The organism is Schlesneria sphaerica, assembly GCF_044336245.1.
GTDB classification, from domain to species: domain Bacteria; phylum Planctomycetota; class Planctomycetia; order Planctomycetales; family Planctomycetaceae; genus Schlesneria; species Schlesneria sphaerica.
Window position 1 is genome coordinate 1,342,561 of sequence record NZ_CP172346.1, and the last position, 14,988, is coordinate 1,357,548.

The 14,988-nt window shown below is 57.6% G+C and carries 9 protein-coding genes; 2 read left to right on the forward strand and 7 right to left on the reverse strand.

The annotated features are described in order from the left end of the window. Positions 1-65: 65 nt before the first annotated feature. The 7 genes from ACGY09_RS05170 to ACGY09_RS05200 form a co-directional block, all read right to left on the reverse strand. Positions 66-1,832 (reverse strand): PPC domain-containing protein, encoded by a 1,767-nt coding sequence (locus ACGY09_RS05170; RefSeq protein ID WP_397570730.1) that lies wholly within the window; start codon positions 1,830-1,832, stop codon positions 66-68. Positions 1,833-1,877: 45 nt separating this feature from the next. Then, positions 1,878-3,221, reverse strand: coding sequence for a DUF1501 domain-containing protein (locus ACGY09_RS05175; protein ID WP_397570731.1), 1,344 nt, complete (start codon positions 3,219-3,221; stop codon positions 1,878-1,880). Between the two features lie 73 nt (positions 3,222-3,294). Continuing rightward, on the reverse strand, positions 3,295-5,469 hold the full coding sequence (locus ACGY09_RS05180; RefSeq protein ID WP_397570732.1) for a DUF1549 and DUF1553 domain-containing protein: 2,175 nt from the start codon (positions 5,467-5,469) through the stop codon (positions 3,295-3,297). A 450-nt stretch (positions 5,470-5,919) separates the two neighbouring features. After that, entirely contained in the window at positions 5,920-7,047 is a 1,128-nt protein-coding gene (locus ACGY09_RS05185) for an ABC transporter permease (RefSeq protein WP_373651329.1), read from the reverse strand. Beyond that, entirely contained in the window at positions 7,047-9,875 is a 2,829-nt protein-coding gene (rbbA, locus tag ACGY09_RS05190) for a ribosome-associated ATPase/putative transporter RbbA (protein WP_397570733.1), read from the reverse strand. The genes ACGY09_RS05185 and rbbA overlap by 1 nt, the downstream gene beginning before the upstream one ends. Before the next feature lie 67 nt (positions 9,876-9,942). Continuing rightward, the gene (locus ACGY09_RS05195) at positions 9,943-10,956 is read right to left on the reverse strand and encodes an HlyD family secretion protein (RefSeq protein ID WP_397570734.1); all 1,014 of its coding nucleotides are present in this window, start codon (positions 10,954-10,956) and stop codon (positions 9,943-9,945) included. Between the two features lie 226 nt (positions 10,957-11,182). Continuing rightward, positions 11,183-11,311 carry a hypothetical protein gene (locus ACGY09_RS05200; protein ID WP_397570735.1) on the reverse strand — a complete coding sequence of 43 codons (129 nt, stop codon included), beginning with the start codon at positions 11,309-11,311 and terminating at the stop codon, positions 11,183-11,185. Between the two features lie 124 nt (positions 11,312-11,435). Here ACGY09_RS05200 and ACGY09_RS05205 point away from each other — a divergent pair, with 124 nt between their 5' ends. Both ACGY09_RS05205 and ACGY09_RS05210 read left to right on the forward strand, forming a co-directional pair. Continuing rightward, positions 11,436-12,860, forward strand: a complete 1,425-nt coding sequence (locus tag ACGY09_RS05205) for a right-handed parallel beta-helix repeat-containing protein (RefSeq protein WP_397570736.1) — start codon at positions 11,436-11,438, stop codon at positions 12,858-12,860. 289 nt (positions 12,861-13,149) lie between these two features. Continuing rightward, the gene (locus ACGY09_RS05210) at positions 13,150-14,634 is read left to right on the forward strand and encodes a YdiU family protein (RefSeq protein WP_397570737.1); all 1,485 of its coding nucleotides are present in this window, start codon (positions 13,150-13,152) and stop codon (positions 14,632-14,634) included. The last annotated feature ends 354 nt before the right edge of the window (positions 14,635-14,988 follow it).

The window sequence follows — 14,988 nt, forward strand, 5'->3', positions numbered from 1 at the left end:
CTCCTGATTCACTCACATGGAAAGTCGCGAGGCCGAATCCAGACTGCCCGGATGATCCCGGCAACTTACTCTGGCTTCTTGGTCGCCGTCAGCCAGACAGAATCGAGTTGAACTCCGAGGCGACCGGGCACCCTGGCGGATCGTTCAATCTCTCGCGGCATGGTCGTAGTCCCCATGATCCGGATTGGACCTGAAAACGCTTCGCCATTGGAAGTCAGCGTCAGCTTCACTTCTCCTGCGCTCGGACCAGACGGCTCAGAGATCACCGCAGATCCGGTGACACTGGTCGGAAGCCCGGCCGCCTGAATTGTCACAGGTCCCACCGCCTCAGCCGCGGACGCCCGTCGGATAATCTTGACGGTGACTTCCGTCGGCTTCTCCGGTTCCAGCACGATCGAATCGCTGGCCAGTGAAACTTCGAAGTCCGCCTGCTCGTTCCGGATTGTCAGCAGATACCAAGCGCGGTCTCCACCTTTCCGAAAGCGATCTCCCACCGTGACGATGTAGTCCCCGTCGTGGGCCGCGGTATGTCCGATAATCGAATCTTTGGTGGGTCCCGAATCATCCACGTCGGCAACGACAGCCCCGGTCGGATCGGTCAGGGTTAACACGGGATCGAGTGTCAGGTCCAGACTGCGGGCTTCGACCGAAATCAGAATCTGCTGTCCTTTCTGGAGTGGAAGTCGATAGCGATTTGGAACCTTCGGCCGCTTCAGGCAACCTGTCAGAGAAACGGGAACCGTCACCGGGAACGGTTCGCGGTCTTCCAGCGAAGGCTGATCCGTCACCGCGGGATAGGGTGTCAGACGGACCCGCGTTGCCAGCGAGAAATCGGGCAGGGAGGCAAAACCGATGCGGGCATCGGGTGAGCGGCGCAGGTCATCGCTCAGTTCGTATTCCTGATAATCACCCAGCCTTGCCCCCCCGAATGGAACCACGTTCAACAGGGACTGCGCGGGAAGATTCCACCCAGCGATGCTCGGTTGGCCCGGGTCGGACAGCGGGACCGACAACGGCACGGCATGAGTCACCAGAGGTCCGGTCGTTAGCGTCAGCCGGTAGATCAGATGGGCCCCCCCCGTGAACCGGATCGACGAATCCGGTTGGGATGGAAAGGCGAACATGCGGACGATGTAGGTTCCGTCCTTCCGGGCGGTGAATGTCAGCCGGGGGTCCAGCTTCAAGTCGTCATGATTCTCGGCCAGTACGATTCCGTCCGGAGACGCGACCTGCAGAATCGAGTCCATCGGAGAGCCGAGACGGGTGTTAGCATCAACGGCCGCAACCAGCGTCTGACCTGCGGTCAATTGAACGGCATAACTGTCGACATCTGCCCCATCCTTCAGAGCGGCGTTCACCGTCATGGGAAGCTGCTCGACCTTCGTCGCGTCCCCCAATCGATTATTCGGCTCGGTCTCGGTGAGTTCAGGATGACTGCCGATCAGGAATGGAGCAACAGCCGAAGCTCCTTCCGCGTCGTAATAACGAATCCAGACCCGGTCGGCCATCAGGTCAGCCGGGATCGTGATCTCGATCTTGCCCGACTCGGCTGTCGGTACCGCTTCAACCCCCGGAGCCCAGATCTTTACTCCCGGCCAGTTGTACGTGCCGGCACTGGTGACAACCACCTTCGATCCGCGCTGGCCCCCTGCCGGAAACAGGTGCGTCAGTGTCGGTGGGGCCGCCTCCGCCGCCGGGGCGAAGCAAAAAGCCAGGCCCAGGCAGGCCCCCAGGAAAAACCTCTGACTGGCTTTTCCGAGCCGACTTCCGCACGAAGTTCGAGTTTGATTCGACAAAAAACGCTGAGCAGGATCGCGATACCGACAGGTCATAACAGTCACTCGTCCTCACCGACAGGTTGCCCCAGTCCGATTCAATTACATCAATTCCGCGATGGGGCGAGAATCGCTGACCAGGTGTGTTGGCCGACCTGCACCGTTGTAAAGGATCTTGTCCGGATCGATTCCCATCTTGAGATATACGCTGGAAACCAGATTCTCAGGGGCATACACCTTTTCCACGGCTGCATAGCCGCGTGGGTCAGTCGCTCCGATGACCTGACCGCGAGGAGTCCCGCAACCGGCTGCAAGGATCGAGATGGCACTCGACCAGTGATCACGGCCCGGTGTCGCCGATCCCGGCAAGGTGGAGATCGCCGGAGTACGTCCGAATTCTCCCATGACGAGAACGAGCGTCGTTTCGAGCAGACCACGTTGATCCAGGTCATCGATCAGCGTGGCAACGACTGAATCCAGATTCTGCCCCTTCTTTCGGAAAGCGGGGAAAATATCTGAGTGATGGTCCCATCCCCCGTTGTAAACGGTGACAAAGGGGACTCCCGCTTCGATCAAGCGGCGTGCGAGCAGTGCCTGCTGACCGAATGAGTTGCGACCGTAGGCCTGTCGCACTTCATCGGATTCGCGATGGATTTCAAACGCGCGCTGGGCGACGTCCGATGTCATCAGCGAGACAGCCTGCTGGAAGTTTTCGTCGGTCCCCACGACCGGATCCCCGGCCGCTTCATGGTGATAACGGACGAACTGGTCCAGCCTGGCCCGCATACTGCGTCGACTTAACGCTCGAGCGTCTTCCAGATCACGAGGGATCGTGACATCGCGAACGCTGAACTTCTCGTTGTTGGGATCGTCGCTGATCACGAATGGAGCATGACGAGCCCCCAGAAAGTTGGGTCCCCCTGAACGGGCCATTTCCGGCAGTGAGAAGTACGGTGGCAGTCCGTCTTTCGCTCCTCGTTCATACGAGACAACCGATCCCATGCTGGGATGGAAACTGACGAACGCACCACAACTGACGGGAATTCGGGTCGGAGCCCCCGTCGTCATGTAGTGGTTTCCCGCACCGTGATTGTTCTGGTCATGACGAACCGAGCGAATGACCGTCAGCTTGTCGCTGATGGCGGCCAGTCGCGTCATATTCTCCGAGAACAGGACACCGGGAATCTTGGTCTGGATCGGCTGGAAATCGCCGCGAATTTCTGACGGAGCATCTGGCTTGGGATCGAAGGTTTCGAAGTGACTGGGGCCGCCATCCAGCCAGACCAGAATACAACTGGTCTTCACCGGGGCGATTGCGGAGGCACCTTCATGGGCCCCCACGCGAGCCCGCAGTGCATCCACGAATCCGCCAGCAAACAGGCTGCCCAAACCGAGCTTCAGGCAGTCGCGACGTTTCATACCTTCGCAGTTTCGATTGATCGTCATGGATGTAGGGTTCCTTCTCTCGTGTCTGGCTTATCCGATGTTCTTTTTAAGATGTTCTTTTTAATCAGTCAGTTCAGTCGATAAACGAGAACTCGGGTGTGTTGATCAGCGTCCAGAACAGATCCTCGATCGCGCGTCGTCGTTGATCCCCTTCGGGTAGATACTCTAACGCCGCCAATCGTTCTTCTTCTCTCGGGTTGCGGTTGTAAATCAGCAGATATAACTCATCGACAATCTCAGCGTTCGACTTGTCGCTGGCGGCCAGCTTCGCAGGTCGAGCTGTATCAACACTCAGCTTTCGATTCAAAGCCGGTGAATTCATTAAATGCAGAATCTGAGGAGTTGTCGATTCGGATGACCGTTCGCAGGGGGGATCCTGGTTCAAATCCGGCCGACCGAAGGTATCCAGGAAGACTGACGAAGCCCGGTAAGTCCACAACTGCATGGCCCGTGACCCCGGCGGCATGGCCGAGAATTCTTCTTCGACTCCCAGCACATCGTTCACGGCGTCCAGCAAGACCTCAGCCCGCATCCGTTGACGGTAATACCGTGAGAAGTTTTTGACATCAGAGACATTCCGCTCGGTCGGTACAGAACTCAACCCGAAGACGTACGAGTTCGCGATCGTGCGGATCAGCTTCTTAATATCGTAGCCCTGCTGCTGGAACTCCCGCGAAAGATGTTCGAGCAATGCTTCGTTCGTGGCGGGATTGGTGGCTCGCAGGTCGTCGACCGGATCAACCAGTCCGCGCCCCATGATTTCAGACCAGATCCGATTCGCCATGACTTTGGGGAAGTAGGGATTGGACGAATCCGTAATCCAGGCCGCGAGGACTTCACGCGGATCATCTTCCGGCCCCAGGGTCAGGGGAACACCCGTCAATGTTTTCGGAGCGACCGGCAATCCCGTGCGACCATGTAGCAGTTGACCGGAAGGCCTCGTGAAAATGACCTCCTCACCACCCGAAATCGGGGGTGACAGGCCTTCTCCCTTGCGGCCAACCCGAGAGAAGAAGGAGGCAAAGCCATAGAAATCATCCTGGCTCCAGACTTCAAACGGATGGTGGTGGCACTTGGCACATTCCAGCCGCACTCCCAGAAATAACTGGCTGACAGACGAGGCAATCTCGATCGATTCAGGACGGTCGCGGAAAATGACCGTCGCTCCGTTATTCCAGGTGCTTCCCTGAGCGGTCAGCAGTTCACGGACAAACTGGTCGTAGGGAATGTTCTGGCGGAAAGCTTCGCGAAGCCAGGCATCGAGGTTCCAGACCGATTTGATCCCTGCCCGGTAAGGGTTGGGACGCAGCAGGTCGGCCCACTTGTTGGCCCAGAAATCTCCGTATTCGGGCCGTTCCAGCAGACTGTCGATCAGGATCCGTTTCTTATCCGGATTTGTGTCAGCCAGAAATGCTTTGGTTTCTTCCTGCGTCGGAATTCGTCCAATGATCCGCAGCGTCGCCCGCCGCAGGAAGGTTGCGTCAGACGCGGGAGCCGATGGCAGCATCCCCAGCAGCTTCAGCTTTTTCCATACCAATTCATCGATGGTGTTATTCACCGGAAGCTGCGCGTAGGCCTCATCGGGGACGTTCCCCGGCAGAGGAATCGTGACGTTGCAGACGGCAATGTGATTCATGTACCGCGCCATGATAGCCGCTTCGCCCGGAATGGGCCCTGCCTGCACGATGCCGTCCCCGGCGGGAGCAATCGCCGCAATCGTTTTATCGTTGGTCTGATAGGCACTGGCTTCTGTCACATCGCGACGAAACCCGTTTGAGTATTCGGCAATCACTCGCAGGGCGAATTGCTCTTTGGGTCCCAACGAGTAGCTCGACGGTTCAATCTGCACGCGAACCAGTTGAGGGGCGTCCTCCGGAGTCCGCAGCATCCCTCCCTGAATCCAGGCGACAATTTCGTTGTAAGGAGGACTGTCGATTTCAAACCGTTTGCCGCCACCATGAGGAATCTGCCCAACGGCTTTTCTCAGCAGCAGACTTTCTTTTGCGGCGACCGGAAATACTCGTCGCCCTCGCCCTTCACGCGCCAGGGCGGCATAGTCGAAGTCCGAATCGAATCCCAGCAGCGACAGCGCGAAACCGTTCTGGCCGCGCGATTTGCCGTGACAGGGACCCGAGTTACAGCCGTAGCGCGTCAGCAGCGGCTGAATGTCGGATTCGAACGTGACGACGGACGAGTCATCGTCGGCAGCATGACAATGATCGACCGCCCCGAACAGACTCAGGGACACAGCGCCAATCATTGTTACCGCAACAGCAACGGACCAGGGTTTTCGTAGACTTCGTCGCACAGCTTTAACCAACTCTTCTTGAATGCATTGCGCACTGGTAACCAGTACGGAGGAGGGAAATCGAGGAATCTCACTCCACCCATGAATGGTAGTTTATCGGAATGAGACTCGCTTGAGAAACATAATTTCGTCTTTCAGGCCCCCTGGTTCGGGTCGGCGCAGATTTGACGGCATCTTGCGGCACGCAGCTTGAACAAGCGCAAGCTACATGTACTGAATAAGTTAAGAGAATCCTCGCGCAGCATACCGCACACAACATGTACATACAGGCAGTTCAGGTGAGGTCAGATTTCCCAGAACTGGTTTCGGAAATTGGACAGCGAAGTCCAACTGGACACCACCTTCCGCCGCGTTTCCCAGGCCCGACGCCCCCCCCTCGGGGTGAACCGGCTATCGGCTGACGGAGATCGATTGACGGAACTGCGACATGCTGAAGGCAAAGCAAACGATTCCGATGGCGGCCACAGTTGCGAACTGAGGCCACACGGTCTCCAGCCCCGCCCCTCGAAAGATGATTGCCTGGGAGAACGCCACGAAGTGACGGGACGGAAAGAAAAAAGTAATGTAGCGCAGCCATTCTGGCTGACTTTCGACGGGAGTGGTTCCTCCCGAAAGCAATTGCAGCACGATGTTGGTGAGAATGACCAGCAGTGCGAACTGCGCCATCGACCGGGCGAGGGTCCCGAGAAAGACCCCCAGGGCGGTCGCGAAGAACAGATACAGCACCACACCAAAAATGAGTAGCAGGGGTGAACCGGCGATCGGCACATGCAGCGTCATTCGCACGATCAGCCCCAGCGACGTGGCGACTGCGAAGAGAATCACCAGACCGTTTGCCCAGACTTTGGCCAATGCAATCTCATAGGCGGTCAAGGGCATGGTCAGCAGGTGTTCCAGCGTGCCCCGCTCCCGTTCGCGAATCAGCGCGGCACCGGTCAGAATGACCGAAATGGTCGTGATCTGATTAATAATCATGACGACACTGGTGAACCAGGACGTTTCACCATTCGGATTGAATGCCTTGGTGACGACGAGATTCACGGGTGCAGAAACTCGATTGTCTGTGCGCCGGAGGAACGACGACGTCCGCTGAGTAATAATGTTGCGGATGTAACCTGCTCCGATGCTCGCCTGACTCATTGCTGTCGCGTCGATATTGATCTGAATTTCGGTCCGGCGTCCGGCAATCAGATCCTCTTCAAAGCGGGGGGGAATGGCGACGACGAACATATACAGTCCCCGATCCATGCCCGTATCGGCTTCCGCCGGTGCGATCTCGACCGGTCGCTTGAAACGGGGTGGATAAAAGGCATCGATCAGTTCGCGCGAAAGCGTCGAATGATTCTCGTCGATAAACGCCAGCGACGCATTATTGACTTCGGACGAGACCCCTCGCGCGGCGGTAATGATCGAGAACGTAAACGCATGAATGATGAACGCGACCAGTACTGGGTCACGCAGCAGACTGCGAAACTCTTTCGTTCCTAACCAGAAGATGTTTGACAGGTGCCGACCCATTATTTCTCCTGTCCCGGTAAGGCCGCCACACAGATACTGAGCAGGACCGGAACAAAAGCCAGCAGTACGACCAGATCCAGCAGCAGCGACCCCAGTCCCAAACCCTTCGTGAACGCTCCGACACTCGCATGCATATAGTAAGTCGTGGGCCAGATCGTCCCTAACATCTTGGCAGAACCTTCCAGTGTCGATACGGGTTGCAGCATGCCTGAAAACTGAATTGTGGGAATGATCGTAAGAATGGCCGTGATAAACACGGCAGCGACCTGACTCGATGTAAAGGTCGAGATCAACATTCCGATCCCTGTGGTCACGATCACATACGCCAAAGCACAGAGCGTCAGGCCGATGAAACTGCCCTTGATCGGAACGTCGAAAATAAAGATCGACATCAGAATCAGAATGACGTAGTTCACAATCGAGATAGCGACATAGGGCAATTGTTTCCCCAGCAGAAACTCAACCTTCCGCGTGGGAGTCACATAGAAGTTGATGATCGATCCGAGTTCCTTTTCGCGCACCACACTGACGGCCATCAGGATCGACGGGATCAGAATCAGAATGATGGGAGGAACGCTGGGCACAATTGCATAAATACTCTCGAAGGTCGGGTTGTACATGAACCGGGCTTGAATGTCGGCCGAGATCTGGCTCGCGGCGGTGCCCCCTTCCGGCTGCAGACTGGCATACTCGGACACGCTGTTCGCATTCACCCCTTCGACGTACTGCTTGATGGTTTCTGCCCGACTGGGATTGGCTCCATCCACCGAAGCTGAAACTTCCGGGACACCGCCCCGTTTGACTTCGCGGCCGAAGTTGGGAGGAATTTCGATCCCGACCTGAATCTGGTTCGCAATCAACCGTCGGTGCATTTCGTCCGCACTTGACGCCGGAACTCGCCGCAGGAAGTACCGGGAACCTTCAAATTGGGCGATATAAGCACGACTCTCGGGGGTGTCATCCCCATCCATCGCCGCGAACGGAATGTCTTCGACGTCCATGGAAATTCCCAGACCGAAGACAAACATCAGCAAGGCGGACCCGATGAACGCAAACGCCAGACGTACGGGATCACGCAGGATTTCCAGCGCCTCGCGACGGCTGTAGGCCAGCATGCGGTTCAGCGACACGCGTGACCCCACCTGGTGGGCTGCCAGCTGCACCGATCCCCCGGGAACCGATTCGGCCGCGAGCCCACTCGAGGCGTGATCGTCGGCCGCCGGGCTGGCCTGCTGGCGCGCGGTTTCGAGTTCCCCTTCCGCTTCGGCGATGTACGAGATGAACGCCACTTCCAGATCGTCTGTCTGCCGGGTTTCCATCAGTCGCTGAGGTGTATCACAGGCGAGCACAGTCCCCGCGTGCATCAGCGAGATCCGGTCGCAGCGCAAGGCCTCGTTCATGAAGTGGGTCGAGACGAAGATTGTGACGTTGTCTTTGCGTGACAAATCGATCAGCAGTTCCCAGAACTCGTCTCGCGCGATCGGATCAACGCCGGAGGTCGGTTCGTCGAGAATCAGGATTTCGGGTTCGTGCAGAACGGCAACGGCCAGCGACAAACGCTGCCGCAGACCGAGCGGAAGCTGGTCTGACAAATGGTCGAGATGTTCGACCAGGCCGAACCGCTCGACCAGGCCTGAAATACGCTTCCCGACCTCGGACGTCGGCAGGTGGTAAAGGCGGGCATGGAGCGCCAGGTTCTGCCGGACGGTCAGCTCTCCATAGAGTGAGAACGCCTGAGACATGTATCCGACCCGTTTCCGGATCTCAATACTCCCCGCGTTCACCGTTTCGCCGAACAGCTTTGCGTCCCCTTCAGAGGCGGGAAGCAAGCCGGTGAGCATCTTCATCGTGGTCGATTTTCCCGATCCGTTGGAACCGAGGAAGCCAAAAATCTCCCCTTTATCAATCGAAAAGCTGACATCGTTCACCGCGACAAACTTCCCGAAGCGGCGCGTCAGATGCCGTGCGAAGATTGCCGGTTCGCCCCCGGTCGGAACATGCGGCGGAATCACCAGTTCCTGCCGGTCCCCCCGTTTTTCTTCGGGTAGCAGCGCCACGAAGGCCGCTTCGAGGTTGCTCGTCCGCGTGCGGTCCATGATCTCTTGAGGAGTTCCCGTATCCAGCACCTTCCCCGCGTCCATCGCTACGATCCAGTCAAACCGCTGGGCTTCGTCCATGTAGGCGGTCGAGACCAGAACACTCATCTGCGGACTTTTACCCCGGATTTCATCGATCAGCTTCCAGAACTGTTGTCGCGAGAGGGGATCCACCCCCGTGGTCGGTTCATCCAGAATGAGCAGATCAGGATCATGGATGAGCGCGCCGCACAGACCGACTTTCTGCTTCATCCCTCCCGACAACTGGCCCGCTGGTCGATCTGGGAACGGTGCCAGCCCGGTTGCCTTGAGCAGCGTGTCAATGCGGTGCTTTCGTTCCGAATTCGGAACTCCAAACAGTCGGGCGAAAAAGTCAATGTTCTCGAAAACGCTGAGTTCGAGATACAGATTTTTCCCCAAGCCTTGAGGCATATAGGCAATTTTCGGGCAGACGTTGTCCCGGTGGCCGGCGTCCCGCATATCACCGTTAAGAACGGTGACGTCGCCTGACTGAAGCTTCTTTGCCCCAGCGACAAGTCCCATCAGGGTCGACTTGCCGACGCCGTCAGGCCCGATCAGTCCAATCATCTGACCTGCCGGAATGTCCAGATTGAGACCATCGAGCGCGACGGTACGCCCGTAACGATGGGTCAAATTCCGAACGGAAACAACGGGCACCGCGGCACTGGTCGCAAGGCCTGATTCGACAGGTGGCACTTTGGGAATACTCACGGACTCGCATCCTCCGCCACATTAAGCAGCACAATTACCCAAGGGCAGATTCGGTACTCCGTCCTGTTCATTCGGCAGGCTTGGCAGGACGTGGCGGAGGAAATGGCTTCTGCAGCGAGGGGGGCCACTCGACGTCGTCATCCAGTTTGACGTAGCCCACGCCGCGAACCCCCGTCTTGATCCGGTCGATGTAGGGCAGCACTTTTTCGTGCGGAACCTGAATCTTGACGCGAAACATCAGCTTATCCCGCTCACTTTTGGTCTCGACCTGTTTCGGCGTGAACTGCGCTTCCGGGGAGACGAAGCTCACCCGTGCCGAGGCGGAATAGCCAGGCAGGGCGTCCAGTGTGATCTTCGCATCGGCACCGATCCGGATCCGAGCCACTTCCTGCGAGGGTAGGAAGACTTCCATGTAGATATCCGACAGATCCAGCAGCGTCAGTACCTTCCCCCCTGAAGGAAGGACTTCTCCCGGTTGAGCCAGTTTGTAGAGGACGCGTCCCAGTACGGGGGAAGTGAGCGTGGAATCATCGATCCGGGTCTGAATCCCCTGCACTACCGCCGTCGCACTTTTCACCGAAAAAGCGATCGTCTCGAGCTTGGCACGTTCTTCCTCGAGAGCGGCTCGTTTGGCTTTAACGTCGCTTTCCGCCTCGTCGAAGTCCTGCTTCGTCGAGATTTTCTTTTCGAACAGATCCTTCTGCCGGGCATAGTTGAGGTCTGCCAGTTTGTATTCGCTCTCACGCTTCTCGATCGTCGACTTGGCCACGGTCGCGTTCGATTCGGCCTCGGCCAGATCAGCCTTTGCTTTGCTGAGGTCCGCGCTCAATGTCTCAATGTCGATGCGGGCCATCACCTGACCAGGCTGAACCAGATCCCCCTCGTTCACCAGGACCTCAACAATCCGCCCCGGTTCTTTGGCAGAGACGTTGACCTGAACTGCTTCCAGCCGTCCATTCGCGGAAGCAATCCCCACCATCTGGGATGCAGCCACCTGTTCGTTCCACCAGCGCCAGGCGAAGATTGTTCCCACCGCGACGAAGCAGAGAATCACAATGATACGTCGTACAGCGATGTGCATGGTTTGGTTACTCAACAGTCCGGCGGTTCGTGCCCGGAGACAACCCAAGGTTCTCAGTTTAAGACATGACGCCCCGAGTCCTGCACCCAGCGTCGATGTACAGCTCATCGCCCAGAACGATATCCGTTTGCGTCGTGATGATCAAACAGGGTGCAACTTGGTGACATCAGAAACCTCCCCGACTACCTGCACTTTTCCCATCGGACGCATGGCACGATTCGGGCGGTCATTCCCATCGCTGGTAGTCGGGAGTGACGTTGGTCCGGGCGTTGGAAAAGCGGCGTGAGAGATGGCGATTCGGCTTTCCTGTCGCGGGATCGACAGCACTACTTTTTAGGAAAATGACTTGGACCATCTCCCGTGGTTCGATTCGATTGTCCGGCGAAACACCGTAAAGTGTTTGACGTCCGTGGGAACGCGTTTTCCATTTATTGTCAACAACTTGATGCGTAGTCAATGAGTTCAAGGGGGCTGCTCGAATGTCGAACGTTCTCGGTTTTGGGGCGATTGGGGATGGTGTTGCTGATGACACGTCAGCGCTGCAGCACACGCTGGATGCCGGTGACGGCGTGCTGCGACTGAACCGGGGGACATACCGGATCACCCGGCCACTGATCCTTGATCTGACGAAGCGGGGATTCGGAGGCGTTCGAGGTGAAGGAGGAACGTCGAAGATTGTCATGGCAGGCCCCGGCCCCGCCATTCGCGTGATCGGTGATCATCAAGGAACGGCCTCGCCCCGGACAGTCCAGCCACACACCTGGGAGAAAGAGCGATTTCCGACGATTAACGGCGTCGAAATTGTCGGTGAGCACCCCGAGTCCGTCGGCATTGAACTCCGCAAGACCATGAAGTGCGTCGTCTCTCAGGTACTGATCCGCCAATGCCGGATCGCCGTCCATCTCGTCGAACGCAATCGCGATTTTCTGCTGGCCGATTCCAACCTTTACGACAATCACGAGATTGGATTGTTTCTCGACCGCTGTAATCTGCACCAGATCATCGTTCACGGGTGCCACATCAGTTGGAACAAAGTCGCAGGGATCAAGTCGCTGGGGGGCGATGTCCACAATCTGCAAATCGTGGGAAATGACATCGAGTACAACAATCTGACAGCCGGAGGCGACAAGATTCCGGCTGACGTTCTAGATCAGCATCCGGGCGGCTCGGAGATCTTGTTCGACGCCACAGACGGGATCATCAGCGAAGTCACCATCAGCGGCAACACGATTCAAGCAACCCTGCAGGATCGAGGAGCGAACATCCGCGTTCTGGGTGCGGCCGTGCAGCGACCTCAGCCCGCCGACACTCCTCCAGCTCAAAAAGCCGATACCGCACATCTGATTAATATCACCGGAAATGTGCTGGGAAGTCAGTGGCGCGCCGTAGAACTGCTGAACGTGTCGCGCGTTACGGTCACGGGGAACACGATCTACGATTCGGCCGATCTTTCCGTTTATGGTCAGGCCTGTTCGGGCATCGTTGTGACTGGCAATGCCTTTTCGTGGCGTGGTCTGGACAATGAGCCCCGTAAGGACGGAATTCGGTTTGAAGATTCCGACAATATCGTGGTCAGCAGTCTGACAACTCAGCGTTTGTGCGCCGGTTCGAAGGACTCGGGAGCCGCGATCACGTTCGTCCGCTGCTCAGACAGTTCGGTCTCGGATTGTCAGATTCTGGATCCCCTGCACCGGGGTGTGGAACTGGAAGACTGCACCCGATGCCGCGTCTCGAATAACACGATCGCCGATCGACGTCAGCAGCCTGCGATGTCGCAGGCGATTCGAGTCAAAGGAAAAGGATCCAACCTGGTGGCGGGCAACATCCTGAGTGGTGCAGTCGATCGCCTGCTCGACGTGGCTGAGGGAGCCGCAGAGGTCCAGGGGAACATGCTCATCTCGTGACGTTCGCCACGATGGCATCCCCGGGTCGCGCCCCCCCGTCACCTCGGGATGCCTCAGATGAGGTTTGTCCTCAGAGAATCAATGAAAACCTCGCGAAGGGCAGACAATCCCTGTGCGAGGAACATCATTCGCACACCAACGCTCTGCCCCCGCAGGTGACTCTCTGGCGGACAACCGTCCGATCGCCGATGATCCCCGGCACGTTGATCATCGGCATGGGGCTGGCAGGTGAACGAGCTTTGCAGCCGGGACATTCGTCTCTTCAAGGCGACACGAGAGAAGGAACGACATGACAGACGAACGTGAGATCGAAACCGAACTCGATTCGCTCGGGTGGCAGTTTGACAACACCTATGGACAACTGCCCGAGCTGTTCCATGTCTCATCCCGACCGGTGAAGGTTGCGGCTCCCCGTGTGGCCATCGTCAATCAGAAGCTGGCTGCCGAACTTGGCCTGAATCTGGCGAATGCAAAGCCAGAAACCCTCGCGGCCCTCTTTTCAGGTCAGGTCATCCCGACGGGTGCTCAGCCGCTGGCCCAGGCCTATGCCGGTCATCAGTACGCTCATTTCACCATGCTGGGAGACGGCCGCGCGATCCTGTTGGGAGAACACCGTACACCGTCAGGTCAGCTCGTTGACATCCAGTTTAAGGGATCGGGGCCGACGGCCTTCTCGCGCCGCGGCGACGGTCGTGCCGCTCTCGGCCCCATGCTGCGGGAGTACATCATCAGCGAGGCGATGGCCGCGCTGGGGATCCCCACGACGCGCAGTCTGGCGGTCGTCACTACGGGCGAACACGTCTTTCGAGAGACGCGACTGCAGGGCGCGGTCCTGACGCGCGTTGCCGCCAGTCATATCCGCGTCGGTACGTTTCAGTACGCTGCCGCGAGGCAGGACGAGTTGCCGGTCAAGCAACTCGCTGACTATGCGATCCAGCGTCACTACCCCGAACTGAATGAGTCACCTGAGATTTACCAGGACTTCTTCCGTGAAGTCCTTCATCGACAGGCCCGGTTGATTGCACGCTGGCAACTGGTGGGGTTTGTGCATGGCGTGATGAATACCGACAATATGTCGATCTGTGGTGAGACGATCGATTACGGTCCGTGCGCCTTTATGAATACTTATAAGCCGGAAACAGTCTTCAGTTCGATCGATCAGTCGGGCCGCTACGCGTACGTCAACCAGCCCGCTATCGCCCAGTGGAATCTGACCCGACTCGCCGAGGCCCTGTTGACCCTGTTTTCGCCGTCAGAAGAAGAAGCCATCGCGATTGCGACGAAAATCCTGGCGACCTTCCCGGAAGTCTATACCCAAGCCTGGCTGGCGGGGATGCGTGCGAAACTCGGTTTACAATCGTCCGACCCGTCCGATGCTGAACTTGTCCAGTCACTGCTCAGTTGGATGCAGTCCGCGCAGGCCGATTTCACGAACACATTCCGCGATCTCTCGAACAACGAGCTTCCCGCGAACCCGCTATTTGACCAAGCGGAATTCAATGAATGGCACACCCGCTGGCAGCAGCGACTGCAGCAGGAGAACCGCCCGCGAGATGTCGTCATGAAACAGATGCGATCCGCGAACCCCGCTGTGATCCCCCGCAATCACCGGGTCGAAGAGGCACTCGCCGCCGCCGAAGACCAAAACGATTTCTCGGTACTGCACCGTTTATTGGCCGTGCTGGAGAAGCCTTTCGAACTCAGTCCGGAGAACGAGAAGTACCGGGAACCTTCACCCGACGACCGTGGTTATCGTACGTTCTGCGGAACTTGAGTTCTCCATCACCAACCACGAATGCTCCTGCGCAGACGTGACATCAAAGGTAGCGGCGGGGGCGCAGGGCAATCTGCACTCTCTCGTTTCGGGATACGCTCCTTTCGGGAGATGGCCCCCGTGAGTCATTTCCCGGCTGAGTACCGTGTCGAATTTGAGCGTCGCTTCGGATAACGGAAAGAGGCATCTGCCGCACAAACTCAGATTTCCGGTCGGTTACGATTGAGAAAATCTGCTGCGCGAGTTCTCATCCTGCGAACATTTCACGTGCGGCATTTCCTGTGTCCGTATATCGGGCCCTCTGCTGCGGGAATGGGAACCAATCCGGGCGACTCTATTCACTTCTGAGGGAAC